The sequence below is a fragment of the Rhodanobacter sp. G1 genome, assembly GCF_055397855.1.
The window spans coordinates 1,427,245-1,450,182 of the sequence record NZ_AP039674.1 but is presented as its reverse complement, the minus strand read 5'-3'; the positions used below and the strand labels follow the sequence as shown (position 1 = coordinate 1,450,182).

The window sequence follows — 22,938 nt, the reverse complement described above, 5'->3', positions numbered from 1 at the left end:
CCTTCACGTCATCGCATACCCCATCGCCTATATCCCGTCATCCCGTATCGGAACACCGCCTATCTTGTCATCCCGGCGAAAGCCGGGATCCAGCGACTTGGATTTCCTCGCAGCGGTGCGAAAGACCCTGTATCCCGGCTTTCGCCCACTGCTGTCCGGAATAATCTGGGGATGGTGTCGAAGGATGAAGGCCCGCGCCGCTTGCACGAAGCATTGCGAGAAGGCGACTTCATTTCCGATAACGACCACCTATCCAGACCGTCATCCCGGCGAAGGCCGGGATCCAGTAGCGACCATGTTCGCTCAGGCCGCACGGCCACTGGATTCCGGCCTGCGCCGGAATGACGAGAAAGACCGTGGCCACGAATGTTCAAAATTATTCCGGACAGCAGTGGGCTTTCGCTGGGATGACGAACGAGACCAGGATGGCGAACAAAACCGGGATGCCGAACAAGGCCGCCATGACGGATGTGGCGTTCAGTCCTGTGCGAACTGCTCGTCCAGGATGCGCTGCTCCAGGTTGTGCTCGGGATCGAACAGCAGGCGCACGCCCTGCCCCGCGGCTTGGCGCACCGACACCTCGCGCACGTCGCGCACTTCGTGGAAGTCGGCGGTGGCGCTGACCGGGCGCTTGCCGGGGTCGAGCACGCGCAGGCTCACCGCGGTGCGATGCGGCAGAATCGCGCCGCGCCAGCGGCGCGGGCGGAACGGACTGATCGGGGTGAGCGCCAGCACGTTGGCGTCCAGCGGCAGGATCGGCCCGTGCGCGGAAAGGTTGTAGGCGGTGGAACCGGCGGGCGTGGCGACCATCACGCCGTCGCAGATCAGGTTGGGCAGCTTCACCGCGTCGTTGAGCTTCACCTCGATGTGCGCGGCCTGGTTGCTCTGGCGCAGCAGCGAGACTTCGTTGAAGGCCAGCGCCGTGTGTGCGTGGCCGGCCGCGTCGGTCACCTGCATTTCCAGCGGGAACAGTTCGGCGGCGTGCGCGCGCGCCACGCGCTCGGGCAGGTCGTCGAGGCGGTGCTTGTTCATCAGGAAGCCGACACGGCCGAGCTTCATGCCGTACACCGGCACGCCCAGCGCGAGGTGCGCGTGCAGGGTGCGCAGCATGAAACCGTCGCCGCCCAGGGCCACGATCAGTTCGGCCTCCTCGACATGCGCGTCGCCGTAGCGCTCCACGAGCTTGCGCCGCGCCTGCTGGGCGACGCTGGTGTCACTGGCGACGAAGGCGAGGCGCATGGCTGCGGTTGGCTCCACGGAGATGCGTCGGAGCTTACCGCATGGATGCGGCGGGACGATGCAAAAGCGAAGCCCCGGACGGGCCGGGGCTTCGTGTGCCGCATGAAGATTGTCGCAAGATCGCCCCTCACCCCAACCCTCTTCCTCGCTCCTCAAGGCAGGGCCATCCATGGCCCTTCCCCGCGTCCCGAAGGGGAGAGGGAGGAGGAGCGTCACACCGGAACCTGCGCCAACTGGGCAAGGCGGCGCACGGCCACCGAGGCGATCGGGTAGTCGGCGTTCTGGGTGAGGATCTCGGCCAGCATGCCGCGGGTGTGCTGCAACGTGGCATCGTCGCGCTGCAGCCACGCCTGCACCGGCGAGACGCCCTTGCTGCCGCCGCCCATCTTCAGCACCTGCTGCGCCAGTGCGCGATGCTGGTGGTTGAGCTCGTCCAGCAGCGAGCCGCGCGCCTGCGCATGCCAGTGGCCTTCCACCGGCAGCGCCTCGATCTGGCCGCGCAGCCATTCGAGGTCGAGCGCCTCGGCCAGCTCGTAGAACACGCCCGCCACCTTCTCGACGGGCTGGCCGGTCTGCTGCGCCACTTCCACCATGTCCAGCGCGGCGCGCAGTTCGGACAGGCGCGCCAGCCGCACGGCCAGCTCACCGGGCAGGCCGAGGCCTTCCCACTTCTCCTGGCTGCTGGCGAAATCGCCCTTGCCGGTGGGCGTGAGCGCTTCCGGCAAAGCCTTGCGCAGGGCGCTCACGCCGGCCTGGTAGCGCTCGACGTTGGCGGCGATCTCCAGCGTGCCGCCTGGGCGGTTGAGCAGCCAGCGGGTCATGTGGCGCAGCAGCGACCACACCTGCATCACCGCGTCGACCTGGGTGCCCTCGGCCACCTTGCTGTCCAGCGCCTCGATCTCGGCCCACAGTTCGCGCGCGTCGAGGATCTCGCGCGCGGCGGTGTAGGCCTTGGCGATCGCCGCCGGGCCTTTGCCGGTGTCCTCCTGCATGCGCATCATGAAGGTGGCGCCCATGCGGTTGATCGTGGAGTTGGTCACCGCGGTGGCGATGATCTCGCGCTTCAGGCGGTGGCGCTGCATGTGCGCGGCGTACTTCTCGTGCAGCGGCGCGGGGAAGTAGCGCACCAGTTCCTTGGAAAGGTATGGGTCTTCCGGCACGTCGGAGTCGAGCAGTTGCTGGAACAGGCGGATCTTGTCGTAGGAGAGCAGCACCGACAGTTCCGGACGCGTCATGCCCTGGCCACGCGTCTTGCGCTCGGTCAGCTCGGCCTCGCTGGGCAGGTTCTCCACCTGGCGATCCAGCGAACCCTCGGCCTCCAGTGTGCGGATGAAGTGCGCCATCGAGCCGAGGCGCTTCGCCGACTGGTGCTCCATCAAGGTGATCGCCTGGTTCTGGCGGTAGTTGTCCCACAGCACCAGCTGGCCCACTTCGTCGGTCATCGCGGCGAGCTGGGTGTTGCGCGCGGCCTCGGTGAGCTCGCCGCGCTGCACGGCATCGTTGAGCAGGATCTTGATGTTCACCTCGTGGTCGGAGGTGTCCACGCCGGCGGAGTTGTCGATGAAGTCGGTGTTGAGCAGCACGCCCTTCTGCGCCGCCTCGATGCGGCCCTTCTGGGTCATGCCGAGGTTGCCGCCCTCGCCCACCACCTTGCAGCGCAGTTCGTTGCCGTCCACGCGCAGGCCGTTGTTGGCACGGTCGCGCGCGTCGGCGTGGGTCTCGCTGCTGGCCTTGACGTAGGTGCCGATGCCGCCGTTCCAGAGCAGATCCACCGGCGCCTTGAGGATAGCGTTGAGCAGGTCGTTCGGCGCCATCTGCGTGACGTCGGCCTTGAGGCCCAGCGCCGCGCGCACTTCCGGCGACACCGGGATCGCCTTGGCCGTGCGCGGCCACACGCCGCCGCCGGCGGAGATCAGCGACTTGTCGTAGTCCTCCCAGCTCGAACGCGGCAGCTTGAACATGCGCTCGCGCTCGACGAAGGAACGCTCCACGTCCGGGTTCGGATCGAGGAACACGTGGCGGTGATCGAAAGCGGCGACCAGCCTGATGTGGCGCGACAGCAGCATGCCGTTGCCGAACACGTCGCCGGACATGTCGCCGATGCCCACGCAGGTGAAGTCCTCGCTCTGGCTGTCGCGGCCCAGTGCGCGGAAGTGGCGCTTCACCGACTCCCACGCGCCCTTGGCGGTGATGCCCATGCCCTTGTGATCGTAGCCGTTGGAGCCGCCGGAGGCGAAGGCGTCGCCCAGCCAGTAGCCGTGCTCGATCGAGATGGCGTTGGCGATGTCGGAGAACGTGGCCGTGCCCTTGTCGGCGGCCACCACCAGGTACGGATCGTCCGCGTCGTGGCGCACCACGTCGTGCGGGTTCGCCACCTTGCCCTCGACCAGGTTGTCGGTGATGTCGAGCAGGCCGTTGATGAACAGCTTGTAGCAGGCGATGCCCTCGGCCAGCTGCGCGTCGCGGTCGCCGCCCAGCGGCGGCTTCTTGACGAAGAAGCCGCCCTTCGAGCCCACCGGCACGATCACGGTGTTCTTCACCATCTGCGCCTTCACCAAGCCCAGCACCTCGGTGCGGAAGTCCTCGCGGCGATCGGACCAGCGCAGGCCGCCGCGCGCCACTGGGCCGAAGCGCAGGTGGATGCCTTCCACGCGCGGCGCGCACACCCAGATCTCGCGGTACGGCACCGGCTTGGGCAGCTCGGGCACCGCGTGCGAGTCGAGCTTGAAGCTGATGTAGTCGCGGTACGCGCCGTTCCACTGCTGGAAGAAACTGGTGCGCAAGGTGGCGTGGATCACCGCCACGAAGCTGCGCAGGATGCGATCCTCGTCGAGGCTGGCCACGTTCTCCAGCAGCAGGTTGATCGCCGCCTCGATGGTCTTCACCTGCTCGGTGCGCGGCTGCGCCAGCGCGGCGGCGAGGCCGTCGACCAGGGCGGGGTTCGCGGTCTGCACGTTGGCCGGGATCAGCGCCGACATCTCGCCGTGCAGCAGCTTGGCGGCGAGCCTGCGCTCGTCGTCCGACAGCGATTCGCGGCGCGGGTCGAACTTGGCCAGGAACAGCTCCACCAGCAGGCCGGCGATGGCCGGATAGCGGTTGAGCGTGTCCTCCATGTACGGTTGCGAGAACGGCGTGCCGGCCTGCAGCAGGTACTTGCAGTAGCCGCGCAGCATAGCGATCTGGCGCCAGCTCAGCTGGGCGCCCAGCACCAGGCGGTTGAAGCCGTCGTTCTCGGCGTTGCCGCGCCAGATCTGCTCGAACGCGTGCTCGAACAGCGAGCCGACCTGCTCGACGCTGAAGGTGAGCTTGCCCACCGGCTGCACTTCGAAGTCCTGGATCGACAACGGCACACTGGCGCCGTGGATCTCGTAGACGTGCTCGGTGAGCACGCGCAGGCCGAGGTTCTCCAGCTGCGGCAGCACTTCGGACAGCGCGATGTCGCCGCCGGAGCGGTAGACCTTGAAGCGCAGCGTCTCCGGCGCCTTCGGCGGGTGGTAGAAGGACATGCGCAGCGCGTTGTCGCCTTCCAGCAGCGACAGCTGGCGCACGTCCTCGGCGGCCACCGCCGGGCTCACGTCGTCGATGTAGCCGGGCGGCAGCGCGCGCGCGTAGCGGTTGGCCAGCGCCACGCCCTCGTGCTCGCCGCACTGCTTCACCAGCGCGTCGCGCACGTCGTCGTGCCAGTTGCGCGCGATGGCCGCCACGCCCTGCTCCAGCGCGGCGAGGTCGTAGCCGGGCTGGTCGCCGATCTTCGGGCGCACCACGATGTACAAGCGCGCCAGCGCGTCCTCGCCCATCAGCACAGAGGAGTCGACCTGGTCGGCGTGCAGCGCCTCGCCAAGCAAGGCCTCGATGCGTTCGCGCACCGAAGTGTTGAAGCGTTCGCGCGGCACGAACACCTGGCAGGTGAAGAAGCGGCCGTAGCGGTCGCGGCGCATGAACAGGCGCGTGTGCGCGCGCTGGCGCAGTTCGAGGATGCCGGTGGCGATGGCGAACAGTTCGTCCTCGCTGCTCTGCAGCAGTTCCTCGCGCGGCAGCGTTTCCAGCGTGTGGCGCAGCGACTTGCCGGAGTACGAGTCGCGCTTCAGCCCCGAGCGCGCCAGCACCGCCTCCACCTTGTGGCGCACCAGCGGCACGTCCTGCGGGCGCGCCATGCCGGCGTTCGAGGTGAACAGGCCGAGGAAGCGCTGCTCGGCGATGGCGCGACCGTCGGCGCCAAAGCGCAGCACGCCGATGTAATCCATGTAGCCGGAACGATGCACGCGCGAACGCGCGTTGGTCTTGGTCAGGATGACCGCGTCCACCGCGCCGGAATGCGGCAGGCCGCTGGCCGCCAGCGTCTTCAGCGAACGCGGCGCCATCGACTGCTCGTTCTTGCGCAGGATGCCCAGGCCCGAGCCGTCGATGGCGCGCAGCACGTGCTCGCCGTCGGCGTCGGCCACTTCGTACTCGCGATAGCCGAGGAAGGTGAAGTTGTCGGCGGCGAGCCAGCGCAGGAAATCGCCGGCCTCGCGCGCGGAAGCCTCGTCCAGCGCCGGCTTGCGCTGCGGCAGTTCGCCGGCGATGGCCAGCGCCTTGTCGCGCATCGCCGCCCAGTCGCCCACCGCGGCGCGCACGTCGTCCAGCGCGGCCTCGACCTGCGCGACCAGTTGCGCCTGGTCGGCGCCAGCCACGCGGTCGATCTCGAAGTGCATCACCGACTCGGACGCGCCCTGCTCGCCGCCCAGCGCCAGCAGCTTGCCGCCGGCATCGCGCCGCACCGGCAGCACCGGGTGAACCACGGCATGGATCTGCACGTGCGCGGAAACCACCATGCTCACGGTATCGACCAGGAACGGCATGTCGTCGGTGACGATCTGCAACTGGCCGTGGCCGACCTCGGGACTCAGCACGCGCACCGCCGCGCGGCCGGGCGCGCGCTGCTGCGCGAACTGCAGCAGGCCATCGACCACCGCAGCCCATTGCGCCGGGGTGTGCAAGCCGAAATCGCCCGCGCTGATCCGTGCGAAGAAGGCTCCGATAAAAAATTGCGCCTCATCAAGGCGCTGGGCGGGGAATCCGGTTTGCTTCAGCGCCTCGAACACGGCGGACTGAAACGGAACTTCATGGGCTGCGCGAATGGCATTCATGGCATCTGCTTGTAGTGGGAACGAAAGTGACGCGACAAAGCCCCAAAAGGATACGCTTCGCCTCCTCAAAACGCCTTGTGCATAGCGTCATGCATTGCAGCGCAATTCAGGTCTTCGCGGCGTGCACGACCAACGTGGCGAAGAGCGGTCGCCATGGATCGTGCGTCGACGAGAAAACCTTTCCGCAAGCCCTGTAACAAATTGTAAACTGTACGGTATAGTAGCCACCTGCCCCACCGTGCTCGTCCCCGCGAGCCGCGGAAACGCTTTACCGTCGACCACGATCAGCACGCCCCGGAGTCCCCATGAAATCCCCGTCCCTGCGCGCCCCCGCGTTGTGCCTCGGCCTGCTGGCCCTGGCTGCCTGCGGCAAGAAGGAACAAGGCCAGATGCAGATGCCGCCGCCGCAGGTGGGCGTCGTCAACGCGCAGCCGCAGAACGAGCCGCTGACCAAGGATCTGGTCGGCCGCCTGTCGCCTTTCCGCAGCGCCGACGTGCGCGCCCGCGTGGCCGGCGTGCTGCTGAAGCGCGACTACGTCGAAGGCAGCGACGTGAAGAAGGGCCAGTTGCTGTTCGAGATCGACCCGGCGCCGCTGAAGGCCGCGCTGGCCGCGGCCGAGGCTTCGCTGGCGCAGGCGCAGGCCACCTACACCAACGCCAAGGTCAACGCCAAGCGTTCGCGCGAGCTGGCGCCCAAGGGCTACATCTCCCGATCCGACCTCGACAACGCTCTGGCCGCCGAGCGCACGTCCGCCGCGGCGGTGCAGGCGGCGCAGGCCAACGTGCAGACCGCGCGCATCAACCTCGGCTACGCCAACGTCACCTCGCCCATCGACGGCCGCGCCGGCCAGCAGCAGGTGACCGAAGGCGCGCTGGTGGGCAACGGCAGCGCAACCCTGCTCACCACGGTGGATCAGATCGATCCGCTGTACGTGAACTTCACCATGAGCGTGGCCGACATGGAGCAGTTGCGCCAGGCGCAGAGCAGCGGTGGCGTCACCCTCGCGCAGGCCAACCAGGCCAGCGTGCGCGTGACCCTGCCCGATGGCAGCACGTATGCCGAGCCGGGCACGCTGGATTTCACCGCCGCCACGGTGGATCCGGCCACCGGCGCGATGAACCTGCGCGCGCAGATTCCCAATCCCAAGCACAGCCTGCTGCCAGGCATGTACGTGACACTGCAGGCCACGCTGGGCGAGCAGCACAAGGTGTTCCTGATCCCGCAGGCGGCCGTGCTGCGCGACACCGTGGGCGCCTACGTGTTCGTGGTGGGCAGCGACGGCAACGTCAAGCGCCATGACGTCGCCGCAAACGGCATGAGCGGCGGCAACTGGGTGATCACCAGCGGCCTCGCCGCCGGCGACCAGGTGGTGGTGTCCGGCGTGCAGAACGTGCACGAGGGTGCCCCTGCCAAGGCCTCGCCGTGGCAGCCGCAGCCCGCCGCGGGCGGCGCCGCGCCGGCTGCCGGCAAGTAACGGAGTCCGACGATGCCAAGTTTCTTCATCGACCGCCCGATCTTCGCCTGGGTGGTGGCCATCCTGATCTCGCTGGGCGGCGTGCTAGCCATCCTCAACCTGGGCGTGGAGTCGTATCCGAACATCGCGCCGCCGTCGGTCACGGTGAACGCCACCTACCCCGGCGCCAGCGCGGACACCACCGAGAAGACCGTCACCCAGGTGATCGAGCAGCAGCTCACCGGCATCGACCACCTGCTGTACTTCAGCTCCTCGTCCAGCGCCAGCGGCCACGCCAGCATCACGCTGACCTTCGAGACCGGCACCGATCCGGACATCGCCCAGGTGCAGGTGCAGAACAAGGTGGCGCTGGCCACGCCACGCCTGCCTTCCGAAGTGACCCAGCAGGGCGTGGTGGTGGCCAAGGCCAACGCCGGCTTCCTGATGGTGATCGCGCTGAAGTCGGACAACCCGAACATCGACCGCGACCGCCTCAACGACATCGTCGGCTCGCAGGTGCTGGATCAGATCTCGCGCGTGCCCGGCGTGGGCAGCACCCAGCAGTTCGGCTCCGAATACGCCATGCGCATCTGGCTGAACCCGGACAAGCTGCAGGGCTATGGCCTGTCGGCGACGCAGGTGTTCAACGCGATCTCGGCGCAGAACGTGCAGTTCGCCGCCGGCTCGCTGGGCGCCGACCCGGCCGTGCCCGGCCAGGGCCTCACCGCCACGGTGTCCACCGAGGGCCGCTTCACCACGCCCGAGCAGTTCGCCGGCATCATCCTGCGCGCCAACGCCGACGGCACCACCGTCAAGCTGGGCGACGTGGCCAAGATCAGCTTCGGCCCCGGCAACTACGGCTTCGACACCACCTGGGACGGCAAGCCGATCGGCGCCTTCGCGATCCAGCTGCTGCCCGGCGCCAACGCGCTGGACGTGTCCACCGCGGTGCGCGCGAAGATGGACGAGCTGACGCCCAGCTTCCCGCCCGGCGTGAGCTGGTTCAGCCCCTACGACAGCACCGCCTTCGTGCACATCTCCATCGACGAGGTGGTGCATACCCTGGTCGAGGCGATCATCCTGGTGTTCCTGGTGATGCTGCTGTTCCTGCAGAACTTCCGCGCCACCGTCATCCCCACCCTGGTGATCCCGGTGGCCCTGCTGGGCACCTTCCTCGGCATGCTGGTGCTGGGCTTCACCATCAACCAGCTCACCCTGTTCGGCATGGTGCTGGCGATCGGCATCGTGGTGGACGACGCGATCGTGGTGATCGAGAACGTCGAACGCATCATGACCGAGGAGAACCTCTCGCCGAAGGAGGCCACGCGCAAGGCGATGGGCCAGATCACCGGCGCGGTGGTGGCGATCACCGTGGTGCTGGCGGCGGTGTTCGTGCCGTCGGCGCTGCAGCCGGGCGCCTCCGGCATCATCTACAAGCAGTTCGCGCTGACCATCGCGATGTCGATGGCGTTCTCGGCCTTCCTCGCGCTGTCGTTCACGCCGGCGCTGTGCGCCAGCTTCCTGCAGCCGGAGCACCACAAGAAGAAGAACGTCGTCTACCGCAAGTTCAACGAGTTGTTCGAGTGGGCCACGCGCAGCTACGTCGGCCACGTGGGCCGCGCGGTGCGGCACGCGCCGCGCTGGATGTTCGTGTTCGTGCTGCTCGCGGTGCTGGCAGGCTTCCTGTACACCCGCCTGCCCGGCAGCTTCCTGCCCGAGGAAGACCAGGGCTACGCCTTGGCCGTGATCCAGTTGCCGCCCGGCGCCACCAAGCAGCGCACCGGCGAGGTGATGGCGCAGATGCGCACGATCCTCAACAAGGATCCGGCGGTGGAAGGCGTGCTGCAGGTGACCGGCTTCAGCTTCATCGGCTCCAGCGAAAGCGCCGGCATGGCCTTCATCAAGCTGAAGGACTGGGCCAAGCGCGACGTCACCGCGATGCAGTTCATCCAGCGCGCGAACATGCAGCTGTTCGCGATCCGCGACGCGCGCATCTTCGTGGTGAACATCCCCACCGTGCAAGGCCTGGGCCAGTTCGGCGGCTTCGACATGTACCTGCAGGATCGCGCCGGCCTGGGCCGCGACGCGCTCACCCAGGCACGCAACATGCTGCTAGGCAAGGCCGCGAAGGATCCGCTGCTCACCGGCGTGCGTCCGAACGCGCTGGAGGATTCGCCGCAGCTCGACCTGAAGGTGGATCGCGTGCAGGCGCAGTCGATGGGCCTGTCGATCAGCGACGTGTACAACGCGGTCAGCCTGATGCTGGCGCCGGTGTACGTGAACGACTTCACCTACGGCGGCCGCGTGAAGCGCGTCATCATGCAGGCGGACGCGCCCTATCGCATGGGCCCGGACGCGCTGCAGCACTTCTTCACGCCCAGCAGCACGGAAACCAACGCCGACGGCACGCCGGCGATGATCCCGATCTCCAACGTGGTGCAGGCGAAATGGGGCATGGGCTCGCCGGCGCTGACCCGCTACAACGGCTACTCCGCGGTGGAAATCGTGGGTTCGCCGGCGCCGGGCCATGCCTCGGGCGAAGCGATGAACGAGATGCAGAAGATCGTCGCGCAGGATCTGCCCAAGGGCTACGGTTTCGACTGGACCGGGCAGTCCTACCAGGAAATCCTGTCCGGCAACGCCGCCACGCTGCTGATGGTGCTGTCCATCGTGGTGGTGTTCCTGGCGCTGGCCGCGCTGTACGAGAGCTGGTCGATCCCGGTGTCGGTGCTGCTGGTGGTGCCGCTGGGCCTGCTCGGCGTGGTGGTGTTCACCCTGCTGCGCGGCCTGCCCAACGACATCTACTTCAAGATCGGCCTGGTCACGGTGATCGGCCTGGCGGCGAAGAACGCGATCCTGATCGTGGAATTCGCGGTGGCCGAGCAGAAGGCCGGCCGCACGCTGCGCGAGGCCACCATCGACGCGGCGCGGCTGCGCTTGCGCCCGATCCTGATGACCTCGCTGGCCTTCATCCTCGGCGTGTTCCCGCTGTTCATCTCCACCGGCGCCGGCGCCAACGCCCGCCACGCCATCGGTACCGGCGTGATCGGCGGCATGCTGTTCGCCACCATCTTCGGCGTGCTGCTGATCCCGGTGTTCTACATCGTGGTGCGGCGCCTGCTGGGCGACAAGCTGGATGGCGATAGCAAGCCCCAGGCGGCCACGGGGGCAGGCATGCAGTCGTTCGACTCCGATCCGCGGCGCGGCCATTGAGATGAAAAGGCCCCACAGAAAATCCACGACATTCAACTTGTTTTTGGGTTTTCTGTGGCTCTTGCTGGCACGACTGGCATTCCATTTCCTGCCAATGTTTCCGGCGATCTTGGTATCCGTTGCGGCGTTCGCCTTGATGCTGCGTTCCATGCCGACCAAACAAGAGCAGCAAGAGGAAATCAGGCAGAAGATCGAGGAGAGCAAGGAAAACTGGCGTGGCATGAACAAGTAGGTTCTTGATCTCACTTCAACAAGAAGCCCGGGCGGGTTACCCCGCCCGGGCTTCTTGTTGATACGCAAGTCCCCCCTCACCCCAACCCACTCCCCAATGGGGTGGGAGTTGAAGGTTCAGCGCAAGCCCGTCTCGTTGCGTGCGATCACGATGCGCTGGATCTCGCTGGTGCCTTCGTAGATCTCGGTGATCTTGGCGTCGCGGAAGTAGCGCTCCAGCGGCATCTCCCGCGAATAGCCCATGCCGCCGTGGATCTGCACCGCCTGGTGGGCGATCCACATCGCCGCCTCCGACGCCGTGAGCTTGGCGATGGATGCCTCGGTACCGAAGCGGCCGCCGTGCTTCTCCGCCTCGCCCTTCGCCCAGGCGGCGCGCAGCGTGAGCAGGGTGGCGGCGTCGAGCTTGCACTTCATGTCGGCGATCTTGGCCTGGGTCATCTGGAACGTGCCGATCGGGTGGCCGAAGGCCTTGCGGTCGCGCGACCACTGCAGCGCCGCCTCGTAGGCCGCACGTGCGATGCCCACCGCCTGCGAGGCGATGCCGATGCGCCCCGCGTCGAGCAAGCTCATGCCCATCGCGAAGCCCTTGCCCTCCGCACCCAGCAGGTTCGCCTTCGGGCACACATAGTCGGTGAACTCGATCTCGCAGGTGGCCGAGGCGCGGATGCCCAGCTTGGGCTCGCTCTTGCCGGCGTGGAAGCCCGGCAGCTGCGTGTCGATGATGAAAGCCGACACGCCCTTTGCTCCAATACCTGGTGTCGTTATGGCGAACAGGATGATGTAGCGCGCCACCATGCCGGAGGTGATCCAGCTCTTCTTGCCGTTGATCACCCAGTCGCCGTTCGCGTTCTTCTGCGCGCGGGTGTGCATGGCCGAGGCATCGGAGCCGGACTGCGGCTCGGTCAGCGCATAGGCGCCGATCGCCTCGCCCTGCGCGATGGCGCGCACGTACTTCTGCTTCTGCTCCTCGCTGCCGTGCTTGAGGATGCCGTTGCAGAACAGCGAGTTGTTGACCGACATGATGGTCGCGGTGGCGGCGTCGGCCGCAGCGATCTCGATCATCGCCAGCGAGTAGGCGATCGGATCCATGCCCGCGCCGCCGTATTCGTGCGGCACCTCGATGCCCATCAGGCCGAGCTGCCCCATCTCGCGGATGTTCTCCAGCGGGAACTCGCCCTTCTCGTCCAGTTCGGCCGCCACCGGCGCGATGCGCTTCTGGGCGAAGTCGCGGGCCATGGCCTGGATGGCCAACTGGTCTTCGGTAAAGCTGAAATCCATGAGGGGCTCCGATGGGAGAAGAAAGCCCGCCATTTTAGCGTGGCCGCCCGAAAGGCCTTGTGCGAGCGCAACAATGCGCCACGGACAAGCCCTTGACGCACGGCGGGCGCCGGCCCAGACTTCGCATCTCTTTATCGCGATATAGGGATAACGCATGGATCTGGCCACCGCGTCCAGCATCTTGCGCCTGCTGGCCGACCCCACCCGCGTGCGCCTGCTGGCCCTGCTGGAGGGCGAGGAGCTCACCGTGGCCGAACTGGCCGCGGTGCTGCACCTGGCGCAGCCGCGCGTCTCCACGCATCTGGCCAAGCTGAAGGAAGCCGGCCTGGTGCGCGACCGCCGCGCCGGCGTCTCCGCCTACTACCGCGCCAACGGCGAGGGCGACGAGCACCAGCACACCTTGATCGCCGCGCTGCGCGAGAACATCGACGACGCCCTGCTGCGCGAGGACGCCGACCGCCTGCCCGCCGTGCTCGCCAACCGCGCCCGCGCCGAAGGCTGGGCCGACACCGTCGCTGGCGACATGGAACGCCACTACTCGCCCGGCCGCACCTGGGAAACGCTGGCGCGCGCGCTGCTGCAGCTACTGGGCACCGGCGACGTGCTGGACATCGCCTCCGGCGACGGCATCACCGCCGAACTGCTGGCGCCGCACGCCCACTCCGTCGTTTGCGTGGACTCCAGCGAACGCGTGGTCGAGGCCGCGCGCAAGCGCCTGCACGCCTACCGCAACGTCGAGGTGCACCAGGGCGACATGCACGCGCTGGAACTCGGCGAACGCCGCTTCGACCTCGTGCTGATGTTGCACGCGCTCACCTACGCCGAACGCCCCGCGCAGGCCGTGGCCGAAGCCGCGCGCCTGCTGCGCCCCGGCGGACGCCTGCTCGCGGTGACGCTGGGCAAGCACGACCACCGCGCCGCGGTGGAACCGTTCGACCACCGCAACCTCGGCTTCACCGAGGCGGAGCTGCGCGATCACGCCAGCGCCGCCGGCCTGCAGGTGCTCAGCTGCAACCGCATCAGCCGCGAGCGCAAGGCGCCGCATTTCGAAGTCATCAGCCTGCTCGCGCAGAAGCCGAAGAAGTGAGAAGCCACCGATGAGCGCCCTGCCCTGGCTGCACCCCGAACGCGTCGCCCTGCTGGAAGCGGCGCTGGCCGAACGCATCCTGATCCTCGACGGCGGCATGGGCACCATGCTGCAAGGCCACCGGCTGGACGAAGCGGGCTTCCGCGGCGAACGTTTCGAGCACGGCCACGACGGCGCCCACGCGCACCACCACGACCACCCGGGCTGCGACCTCAAGGGCAACAACGACCTGCTCACGCTGACCCAGCCGGCGATCATCCGCGGCGTGCACGAGGCCTACCTCGAAGCCGGCGCCGACCTGGTGGAAACCAACACCTTCAATTCCACCCGCATCAGCCAGGCCGACTACAAGCTGGAACACCTCGCGCACGAACTGAACCTGGAAGGCGCGAAGCTCGCACGCGCCGCCTGCGACAAATTCACCGCGCTCACGCCGGGCAAGCCGCGCTTCGTGATCGGCGTGCTCGGCCCCACCAGCCGCACCGCCTCGCTGTCGCCGGACGTCAACGACCCCGGCTTCCGCAACGTCACCTTCGAGGAACTGGCGGCCAACTACCGCGAGTCCGCCGCCGGCCTGGTCGACGGCGGCGCCGACATCGTGATGGTGGAAACCATCTTCGACACGCTTAACGCCAAGGCCGCGCTGTACGCGCTCTCCGAGCTGTTCCGCGAGCGCGGCGCGCGCGTGCCGCTGATGATCTCCGGCACCATCACCGACCGCTCCGGCCGCACGCTTTCCGGCCAGACCGCCGAGGCGTTCTGGTATTCCGTGCGCCATGCGCGGCCGCTGTCCATCGGCCTGAACTGCGCGCTCGGCGCGGCCGACCTGCGCCCGCACATCCAGACCCTCGCCGACCTCGCGGAATGCCACGTCAGCACGCATCCCAACGCCGGCCTGCCCAACGCCTTCGCCGAGTACGACGAGACGCCGGAGCAGATGGCCGGCGTGATCCGCGGCTTCGCCCGCGACGGCCTGCTCAACCTCGTCGGCGGCTGCTGCGGCACCACGCCGGCGCACATCAAGGCCATCGCGGAAGCCGTGCGCGAGTACCCGCCGCGCGCGCTGCCGGGCGAAAAACGGGAAGCCGCATGAACACCGCGAACCGGCTCCCTCTCCCCTACGGGGAGAGGGTTGGGGTGAGGGGTCACGCTGGCCCCGCGCCCGCATCACCGAATCTTGTCGCAAGCCTCGCCCCCTCACCTCAATCCTCTCCCCACCGGGGAGAGGAAGCAAGAGCAGAAGCATGAGCACCGCCCGCTACACCCGACTCTCCGGCCTCGAACCGCTGGTCATCACGCCCGATCTGCTGTTCGTCAACGTGGGCGAGCGCACCAACGTCACCGGCTCGGCGCAGTTCAAGAAGCTGATCAAGGAAGACCGCTACGAGGAAGCGGTGGAGGTCGCACGCCAGCAGGTCGCCAACGGCGCGCAGATCATCGACGTCAACATGGACGAAGGCCTGATCGACTCCGAGGCGGCGATGGTGCGCTTCCTCAACCTGATCGCCGCCGAACCCGACATCGCCCGCGTGCCGGTGATGGTGGACTCCTCCAAGTGGAGCGTGATCGAGGCCGGCCTGCGCTGCCTGCAGGGCAAGGGCATCGTCAACTCGATCTCGATGAAGGAAGGCGAGGCGGCGTTCCTCGAACACGCGCGCAAGGTGCAGCAGTACGGCGCCGCCGCGGTGGTGATGGCGTTCGACGAGCAGGGCCAGGCCGATACCGCCGAGCGCAAGATCGAGATCTGCTCGCGCGCCCATGCATTGCTGACGCAGGAACTCGACTTCCTGCCCGAAGACATCATCTTCGATCCCAACATCTTCGCCATCGCCACCGGCATCGAGGAGCACAACAACTACGCGGTGGACTTCATCGAGGCCACCCGCGAGCTGAAGCGGCGCTTCCCCGATTCGCACATCTCCGGCGGCGTCTCCAACGTGTCGTTCTCGTTCCGCGGCAACGACACCGTGCGCGAGGCGATCCACTCGGTGTTCCTGTACCACGCCATCCAGGCCGGCATGGACATGGGCATCGTCAACGCCGGCGCGCTGGCGATCTACGACGACCTCGACCCCACCCTGCGCGAACGCGTCGAGGACGTGGTGCTGAACCGCCGCGCCGACGCCACCGAGCGCCTGCTGGAAATCGCCGACAACTACAAGAAGAAGAAAGGCGAGGCCATCGTCGAGACGCTGGCCTGGCGCGAGAAGGACGTGCGCGCCCGACTCAGCCACGCGCTGGTGCACGGCATCGACCAGTACGTGGTCGAGGACACCGAGGAAGCGCGCCAGCAGGTCGCGCGCCCGCTCGACGTGATCGAGGGCCCGCTGATGGACGGCATGAACGTGGTCGGCGACCTGTTCGGCGCCGGCAAGATGTTCCTGCCGCAGGTGGTGAAGTCCGCCCGCGTGATGAAGAAGGCGGTGGCCTACCTGCTGCCCTTCATCGAGGAGGAAAAGGCGCGCACCGGCGACGCCGGCAAGAGCAACGGCAAGATCGTGATGGCCACGGTCAAGGGCGACGTGCACGACATCGGCAAGAACATCGTGGGCGTGGTGCTCCGCTGCAATAACTTCGACGTGATCGACCTCGGCGTGATGGTGCCCACGCAGAAGATCCTCGACACCGCCATCGCCGAGAACGCCGACATGATCGGCCTGTCCGGCCTGATCACGCCCTCGCTGGAGGAGATGAGCCACGTGGCCCGCGAAATGCAGCGGCAGGATTTCCGCATCCCGCTCTTGATCGGTGGCGCCACCACCTCGCGCGCGCACACCGCGCTGAAGATCGAGCCGCACTACAAGTCGCCCTGCGTATGGGTGAAGGACGCCTCGCGCGCGGTGGGCGTGGCGCAGTCGCTGGTCAGCAAGGAGTTGATCGACGACTTCATGGCGAAGATCCGCGCCGAATACGCCGAAGTGCGCGAGCGCCACCGCAACCGCGGCCCCGGCAAGCAACTGGTGCCGCTGGCCAAGGCGCGCGCTCAGCGCTTCGCCTGCGACTGGGCGGACTATGCCCCGCCGCAACCGAACAAGCCCGGCCTCACCGTGTTCGACGACTACGATCTCGCCGAGCTGCGTGGCTACATCGACTGGAGCCCGTTCTTCAACGCGTGGGAACTGGCCGGCCACTACCCCGCCATCCTCACCGATGAGATCGTCGGCCAGCAGGCCAGCGAACTGTTCCGCGACGCGCAGGCGATGCTGGACAAGGTCATCGCGGAAAAATGGCTCACCGCCCGTGGCGTGATCGGCTTCTGGCCCGCGGCCAGCATCGGCGACGACATCGAACTTCTCCCCTCTCCTTCCGGGAGAGGGGCTGGGGGTGAGGGTTCGGGCGAAGCGCAACACCCCGCTTCGCCCGAACCCTCACCCGCCCCTTCGGGGCACCCTCTCCCGACGGGAGAGGGGAAAATCATGCTGCACCACTTGCGCCAGCAGGCCGACAAGCCCGTCGAACGCCCCGATTTCTGCCTGTCCGACTTCATCGCGCCGAAGGAGCACGGCAAGCGCGACTGGATCGGCGGCTTCGCCGTCACCGCCGGCCTCGGCATCGAGCCGCACCTTGCTCGCTTCCACGCCGAGCACGACGACTACTCCGCAATCATCCTCAAGGCGCTGGCCGACCGCCTCGCCGAGGCCTTCGCCGAGCGCATGCACGAACGCGTGCGGCGCGAATTCTGGGGCTACGCGCGCGACGAAAGCCTCGACAACGACGCGCTGATCGCGGAAAAGTACCAGGGCATCCGCCCCGCCCCCGGCTACCCCGCTTGCCCCGACCACACCGAGAAGGCCACACTGTTCAAGCTGCTCGACGCCACGAACAACGCCGGCATCGAACTCACCGAAGGCTTCTCGATGTATCCGGCGGCGGCCGTCTCCGGCTGGTACTTCTCGCATCCCGGCAGCCAGTACTTCGTGGTCGGCCGCCTCACCCGCGAGCAGGTGGAGGACTACGCCGGGCGCAAGGGCTGGACGCGCCAGGAAGCCGAGCGCTGGCTGGCGCCCAACCTCGACTACGATCCGGAGTGACCTGTACTCAGGGCGTTTCGTCGCCGGTGAGGTTGTTCTTGTGGTGGCGCAGATGCACCACGAGGTTGTAGACCGAGACGAAGGCGGGGAAGAAGTTCGAGATGATGCCCACCGAATCGTTCTTGCCTACCAGGAAATAAGCCAGCAGCAACGAACTGCCGACCACCGACAGCCACCAGAACGCCAACGGCATCACCACCCGCTTGTGCTTGCGCGTGTAGTACAGCTGCACAAACCAGCGGCTGGTGAACATCACCGAGCCCAGCAGGCCGACCGCCTTCCACGGCGTCAACTGGAATTGCTGCAGCGCCTGCAGGGCGTGGGAAAGGTCGTGTGACATGGCGCTGATCCGGTCGGCGGGAAAGCCCGGCATTTTACGCGAGCGCCGCGCCATGGTTGACCTCGCCGCCCTCACCCCGTATATTTGCGCGCTCTCGGCGGGCGGTTAGCTCAGCGGTAGAGCACTGCCTTCACACGGCAGGTGTCACAAGTTCGATCCTTGTACCGCCCACCACCGAATCGAAAACGAAGGGCCCGGCCACGCCGGGCCCTTCGTTTTTCCGTGCCGGCCTTTCCCGGCATTTCCATTTTCCGCCCCTCGTCCGTCTGTCTCCCGATGGACACAACCGTCCAGCCGCGGAATGGCTGGACGGCAGAAGACAAGACGCGGAATCCGAAGCACAACCGGGAGAATCGTTGGTGAACAAGTTCAATCTGCGGCCGTTGCCTTTGGCATTGGCCTGCCTGCTGGCACCCATGCATGCGGCCTTCGCCGCCGACGCAACCACCAGCACCAGCATTCCGCTGGATCTGATCCAGGAGAATTACGGCGGCGGCCAGTACGGCTATCGCCTGGGCATCAACGTGGGCGTCAACGGCGCCACGCCCGAGGAATACCTGTTCGACACCGGCTCGGACTCCTTCAACATCGACGTGGGCCACGGTTCGCCCACGTGGTTCCCCAGCCAGCCGGGCGTGGCGCAGAGCGCTCCGTACGCCTACCTGTACGGCAACGGCACCTACGGCTACTGGCAGACCTCCACCACGGTCGCCAGCGTGCAGTTCTACGACTCGTCCACTGGCGCGCAGGCCGCCAGCTACGCCACGCCGGGCGGCCTGCCCGTGGCCGCGGCCACCGACTGGATGGTCACGCCGCAAAGCGCGGGCAGCGACACGCTGGGCCCGGCGATCACCACCGAAGGCGGCGTCACGCTGTACCAGGATCTCACCTGGCAGCAGAACCTCGACAAGGGCCAAGCGCCCGAGGAAGGCGTCTTCTACGGCACCTTCGGCGCCGGCGACTTCGGCAACGGCGTGTCCGGCTCGCTTACCAAGACCGGCTACATCGTGGAGGCCAACGGCACCGGCAAGGCTCCGGGCAACTGCGCCCAGGCCTGCCTGATCGAAGGCCTCACGCCTGCGCTGCGCGCGCAGTTCCTCAGCGTGGCGCCGTGGATCCCCACCGACGGCCAGACCACCCCGTTCCCGCTGTCGGGCGCGCCCTCGGCGTGGCAGTTCGACACCGCGTTCCTCTATACGCTCACCGACAGCAAGGGCAACAGCGTGAGCGCGCCGATGATGACGCTGTTCGACACCGGCACGCCGAACATCATGCTGATCGACAACGGCGACCTTGGCCTGGCCAGCGCCGAACAGGCCGCCGGCAACCTCAACCCCAATGGCAACCTGGTGCCTGGCATCACGCTCACCGCCACCGGCCTGGCGATCACCGCCAACGGCCTGATCATCTCCGGCCTGCCGACCTCGGTGACCAGCGGCGACGACAGCCAGGGCGACTACAGCAACGTGGTGACGCTGGGGCCGTACGGCGGCTTCCCCGACGCGGCGATCTACGGCCTGTCGTTCTTCATGCACAACGCGGTGATGTACGACCTGCAGAACCAGGCCACCGGCTACACGCCGTTCTACGTCACCACCGCCAACATAGCCACCGGCTTCACGGTGACGCCGGACATGGGCCCGCTGGGCCTGGCCGGCACGATTTCCGGCAGCAGCCCGCTGCAGGTGGCCGAAGGCGGCATCGCCGATCTCAGCGGAACCAACACCTATACCGGTGCCACCGACATCGCCAAGGGCGGCTGGCTCGCGCTCGCCGGCCCCGGCAGCATCGCGGCCTCGTCCGACGTGCATGTGGACGGCTATTTCGATATCTCGCGCACCTGGCAGGTCACCACGGTGCAGTCGCTCTCCGGCGCCGGCCTCGTGCAACTGGGCGACACCACGCTGGATCTCACCAATGCCAGCGGCAGCTTCGGCGGCGAGATCGCGGATGGCGGCATCGGCGGCGGCACCGGCGGCCGGCTGATCGTGTCCGGCGGCCACGAAACGCTCACGGGCGACAACACCTTCACCGGCGCCACCGGCGTCGGCGCCGGCGCGGCGCTGGACGTGGAGGGTTCGCTGGCCGGCGGCGCCGTCAACCTCGGCACGCTGGCCGACAACGGCAGCATCCTGGGCAACGTGGCCAACGGCGGCCTGATGATCGGCCAGGGCCGCGTCGGCGGCAGCCTGGCCAACACCGGCATCGTGGCGCCCGGCAACGGGCCGGGGCAGTACCAGACGCTGACCGTGGACGGCGACTACACGCAACGCGCCGGCGCGTCCTACCTGGTACAGCTCGATCCGGCGCAGGCCGGCGTGTCCAGCCTGCTCGCAGTGGGCGGCAGCGCGACGCTGGCGAGCGGTGCCGGCATCGGCCTGTCCTCGGCCTCCGGCGGTCTGTACCGCACCGGCACGCGCTACACCGTGCTGGATGCGCAGAACGGACTCAGCGGCAACTACCAGCTCATCGACGATGGCGCGCTCAGCGCCGTGCTCGGCGTCGCGCCCAGCTACGACGCCAACCACGTCTACCTGACCGTGGTGCAGACCCGTCCGCTGACCGCCGTGGGCGGCACGCCGAACGAGGTGGCCACGCTGGCCGGCGCGCAGAGCCTGTCGCCGCAGGCGACGCCCACCGGCTCCGGCCTGCATGCCTCCGCATGGCAGGCCACGGCAATCGGCGGCACCTCCGCCAGCACGGTGTTCAATGCGCTGGCCAACCTGCCCACCGATGCCGCGATCCGTGCCGCCGCCGACCAGCTCTCCGGCGAAATCCACGCCACCGCGCAAGGCGTGCTGCTGGAAGACAGCCGCTACGTGCGCGATGCGGTCACTGGCCGCCTGCGCCAGGCAGGCGAAGGCACAACGGCGGCGGACGGCCCGACCGTGCGGGACGGCAAGGGCGGCCTCGCGTGGTGGGGGCAGTTCGTCGGCGAGTGGGGCCAGCACGACGGCGACGGCAACGCCGCTTCGACCAAGCACACCAGCGGCGGCCTGCTGCTCGGCGCGGATCATGCGCTTGGCGAGCATTCGCGCCTGGGCGTGGCCGCCGGCTACACGCAGACCTCGATCAACACGGCCGCGCGCGGTTCGTCGCTGTCCAGCCGCGACCTCGACCTCAGCGCCTACATCGGCACCCAGCTCGGCAACCTCGGCCTGCGCGCCGGCGCCGCCTACGGCTGGCACTCGCTGGACGGTACGCGCCTGATCACCGTACCGGGGCTGGAGGGGCACGAGCTGAGCCGCTACGACGCCGACACCGCGCAGGTGTTCGGCGAAGCCGGCTACCGCTTCACGTTCAAGCACGCCTCGCTGGAACCCTTCGCGCAGGCCGCATGGGTACGCCTGCATACGGACGGCTTCCAGGAACACGGCGGTCTGGCGGATCTGTCGGGCGACGGCACGCAACGTTCCGTCGGCTACAGCACGCTGGGCGCACGCATGGCGACGGGCTTCCCGTTCCTCGGCAACCAGCAGGTGAGCGCGCATGCCATGCTGGGCTGGCAACGCGCCTGGGGCCGCAACGGCACCGCCGCGACGATGGCCTTCGCCGGCGGCACGCCCTTCGTGGTGGACGGCCTGCCGATCGCCCGCGACGCGCTCGCCGCCGATGCCGGCCTCACCCTGCAGGTGGCCAGGCACGCCGCGCTCGACCTGTCCTGGCATGGCCAGTTCGCCCATCAATCGAGGGACAGCGGCTTCCGCGGCAGCTTCGACTGGCAGTTCTGAGCAAGCCACGCCGGCGCGCGCCTCGCGCGTGCGCCGGCGTGCCCCGCACCGCTTGCATGCGGCGTGCCTGATGTACCATCCGTGGCTTGCACACAGGGGGAACATCGATGGCCAACCGCGACCTGGAATCGCTGCTGACGCCGCTGGACGACGAAGCGCCGAGCGGCCCCGACCTGGAATACGACCCGGAATTCCAGAACCTCGAACGCACCGCCACGCCCAAGGCCGAACGCGCGGTCGGCGACAGCGTGAAGACCGCCGAGGAACCCGACTGGGACAAGGTGAACAGCCTGGGCGAGAGCCTGCTCGGCCGCAGCCGCGACCTGCGCGTCGCCGTGCACCTCACCGCCGCGTGGACGCGCATGCACGGCCTCGCCGGCTGGGCCGACGGCCTGGCGCTGGTTCGCGGCCTGCTGGAAAACCTCTGGGACACGGTGCATCCGCAACTGGACGCCGAAGACGACAACGACCCCACCGCGCGCGTCAACGCGGTGATGCCGCTGGTCGACATGCAGGGAATACTCGGCTACTTCCGCGCCACGCCGTTCGTGCAGTCGCCGCGGCTGGGCCGGTTCTCGCTGCGCGACCTGCGCATCGCCAACGGCACGCTGAAAGTTGCGGTAGAGGACGAATCCAGCCTGCCGAGCATGACCGACATCGAGGCCTGCTGCCTGGATAGTGGCGAGGAACAGCTGCTGGCCGCCGCCAGCGCGACGGCCGCGGCGATGGAACACGCACGCGCCATCGACACCGCATTCAACGATCGCATCGGCACCGCCGGGCCGGATCTCAAGCCGCTGCTGGGCGAAATCTTCGAGCTGAAGAAATTCCTCGACGGCGAGGTCGCCAAGCGTGCGCCGGCCGGCGACGGCGAGACGTCGGGCGGCACCGAGGATGGCGGCGGTGCCCCGACCGGCAGTGGCGCTCCCGCCAGCACCGCGGGCGGGCGCATCGAAACGCCGCAGGACGTCATCAAGAAGCTGGACGAAATCTGCGAGTACTACGAGCGCCGCGAGCCCTCCAGCCCGGTGCCGCACATCCTGCGCCGCGCGCAGCGGCTGGTCGGCATGAACTTCGTCGACCTGATGAAGGATCTGGCGCCGGGCGGCCTGTCCGAGTTCCAGGTCATCTCGGGCAGCAGCGAGGAATAAAAACCCGAGCCCGGGACGGGCGCCATGACTTGCCGTACACCGCTACAACGAGAT

Annotated in this window: 12 protein-coding genes and 1 tRNA gene; 9 read left to right on the top strand and 4 right to left on the bottom strand. The window is 67.9% G+C overall.

Annotated elements, in window-relative coordinates:
• Positions 1-477: 477 nt before the first annotated feature.
• Complete coding sequence (locus ACZ5Z2_RS06480) at positions 478-1,239, bottom strand: NAD kinase (RefSeq protein WP_464761133.1); 762 nt, start codon at positions 1,237-1,239, stop codon at positions 478-480.
• Positions 1,240-1,451: 212 nt separating this feature from the next.
• Positions 1,452-6,368 carry an NAD-glutamate dehydrogenase gene (locus ACZ5Z2_RS06475; protein WP_464761132.1) on the bottom strand — a complete coding sequence of 1,639 codons (4,917 nt, stop codon included), beginning with the start codon at positions 6,366-6,368 and terminating at the stop codon, positions 1,452-1,454.
• A 305-nt stretch (positions 6,369-6,673) separates the two neighbouring features.
• Here ACZ5Z2_RS06475 and ACZ5Z2_RS06470 point away from each other — a divergent pair, with 305 nt between their 5' ends.
• Genes ACZ5Z2_RS06470 through ACZ5Z2_RS06460 form a run of 3 tightly spaced genes read left to right on the top strand, consistent with a single transcriptional unit; the run spans position 6,674 to position 11,267 of the window.
• Positions 6,674-7,843 carry an efflux RND transporter periplasmic adaptor subunit gene (locus tag ACZ5Z2_RS06470; RefSeq protein WP_464761131.1) on the top strand — a complete coding sequence of 390 codons (1,170 nt, stop codon included), beginning with the start codon at positions 6,674-6,676 and terminating at the stop codon, positions 7,841-7,843.
• Positions 7,844-7,855: 12 nt separating this feature from the next.
• A complete protein-coding gene (locus tag ACZ5Z2_RS06465; RefSeq protein WP_464761130.1) occupies positions 7,856-11,035 on the top strand; it encodes a multidrug efflux RND transporter permease subunit in 3,180 nt (1,059 codons plus the stop codon).
• A gap of 1 nt (position 11,036) precedes the next feature.
• On the top strand, positions 11,037-11,267 hold the full coding sequence (locus ACZ5Z2_RS06460; protein WP_464761129.1) for a hypothetical protein: 231 nt from the start codon (positions 11,037-11,039) through the stop codon (positions 11,265-11,267).
• A gap of 116 nt (positions 11,268-11,383) precedes the next feature.
• Here the strand turns inward: ACZ5Z2_RS06460 and ACZ5Z2_RS06455 are convergent, their stop codons facing one another.
• The gene (locus ACZ5Z2_RS06455) at positions 11,384-12,544 is read right to left on the bottom strand and encodes an acyl-CoA dehydrogenase family protein (protein ID WP_464761128.1); all 1,161 of its coding nucleotides are present in this window, start codon (positions 12,542-12,544) and stop codon (positions 11,384-11,386) included.
• Between the two features lie 154 nt (positions 12,545-12,698).
• On the opposite strand from ACZ5Z2_RS06455, the gene ACZ5Z2_RS06450 reads away from it, so the two are divergent.
• The 3 genes from ACZ5Z2_RS06450 (at position 12,699) to metH (ending at position 17,662) form a co-directional block, all read left to right on the top strand.
• Positions 12,699-13,631 carry an ArsR/SmtB family transcription factor gene (locus ACZ5Z2_RS06450; RefSeq protein WP_464761127.1) on the top strand — a complete coding sequence of 311 codons (933 nt, stop codon included), beginning with the start codon at positions 12,699-12,701 and terminating at the stop codon, positions 13,629-13,631.
• A gap of 10 nt (positions 13,632-13,641) precedes the next feature.
• Positions 13,642-14,724 carry a homocysteine S-methyltransferase family protein gene (locus ACZ5Z2_RS06445; protein WP_464761126.1) on the top strand — a complete coding sequence of 361 codons (1,083 nt, stop codon included), beginning with the start codon at positions 13,642-13,644 and terminating at the stop codon, positions 14,722-14,724.
• Between the two features lie 151 nt (positions 14,725-14,875).
• Entirely contained in the window at positions 14,876-17,662 is a 2,787-nt protein-coding gene (gene metH / locus ACZ5Z2_RS06440) for a methionine synthase (RefSeq protein ID WP_464761125.1), read from the top strand.
• A 7-nt stretch (positions 17,663-17,669) separates the two neighbouring features.
• Here the strand turns inward: metH and ACZ5Z2_RS06435 are convergent, their stop codons facing one another.
• Complete coding sequence (locus ACZ5Z2_RS06435; RefSeq protein ID WP_464761124.1) at positions 17,670-18,002, bottom strand: lipid-A-disaccharide synthase N-terminal domain-containing protein; 333 nt, start codon at positions 18,000-18,002, stop codon at positions 17,670-17,672.
• A gap of 99 nt (positions 18,003-18,101) precedes the next feature.
• Here ACZ5Z2_RS06435 and ACZ5Z2_RS06430 point away from each other — a divergent pair.
• From ACZ5Z2_RS06430 to tssA, 3 genes are all read left to right on the top strand, one after another.
• A tRNA-Val gene (locus ACZ5Z2_RS06430) sits at positions 18,102-18,176 on the top strand.
• A 185-nt stretch (positions 18,177-18,361) separates the two neighbouring features.
• Positions 18,362-21,733, top strand: coding sequence for an autotransporter outer membrane beta-barrel domain-containing protein (locus ACZ5Z2_RS06425; protein WP_464761123.1), 3,372 nt, complete (start codon positions 18,362-18,364; stop codon positions 21,731-21,733).
• A 107-nt stretch (positions 21,734-21,840) separates the two neighbouring features.
• Positions 21,841-22,884 (top strand): type VI secretion system protein TssA, encoded by a 1,044-nt coding sequence (tssA, locus tag ACZ5Z2_RS06420; RefSeq protein WP_464761122.1) that lies wholly within the window; start codon positions 21,841-21,843, stop codon positions 22,882-22,884.
• Positions 22,885-22,938: the final 54 nt, after the last annotated feature.

Coding starts and splice junctions, on each gene's coding strand:
- ACZ5Z2_RS06455 (WP_464761128.1), bottom strand. CDS start 12,544: ATGGATTTCAGCTTTACCGAAGACCAGTTGGCCATCCAGGCCATGGCC.
- ACZ5Z2_RS06465 (WP_464761130.1), top strand. CDS start 7,856: ATGCCAAGTTTCTTCATCGACCGCCCGATCTTCGCCTGGGTGGTGGCC.
- ACZ5Z2_RS06435 (WP_464761124.1), bottom strand. CDS start 18,002: ATGTCACACGACCTTTCCCACGCCCTGCAGGCGCTGCAGCAATTCCAG.
- ACZ5Z2_RS06475 (WP_464761132.1), bottom strand. CDS start 6,368: ATGAATGCCATTCGCGCAGCCCATGAAGTTCCGTTTCAGTCCGCCGTG.
- metH (WP_464761125.1), top strand. CDS start 14,876: ATGAGCACCGCCCGCTACACCCGACTCTCCGGCCTCGAACCGCTGGTC.
- tssA (WP_464761122.1), top strand. CDS start 21,841: ATGGCCAACCGCGACCTGGAATCGCTGCTGACGCCGCTGGACGACGAA.
- ACZ5Z2_RS06470 (WP_464761131.1), top strand. CDS start 6,674: ATGAAATCCCCGTCCCTGCGCGCCCCCGCGTTGTGCCTCGGCCTGCTG.
- ACZ5Z2_RS06460 (WP_464761129.1), top strand. CDS start 11,037: ATGAAAAGGCCCCACAGAAAATCCACGACATTCAACTTGTTTTTGGGT.
- ACZ5Z2_RS06445 (WP_464761126.1), top strand. CDS start 13,642: ATGAGCGCCCTGCCCTGGCTGCACCCCGAACGCGTCGCCCTGCTGGAA.
- ACZ5Z2_RS06480 (WP_464761133.1), bottom strand. CDS start 1,239: ATGCGCCTCGCCTTCGTCGCCAGTGACACCAGCGTCGCCCAGCAGGCG.
- ACZ5Z2_RS06450 (WP_464761127.1), top strand. CDS start 12,699: ATGGATCTGGCCACCGCGTCCAGCATCTTGCGCCTGCTGGCCGACCCC.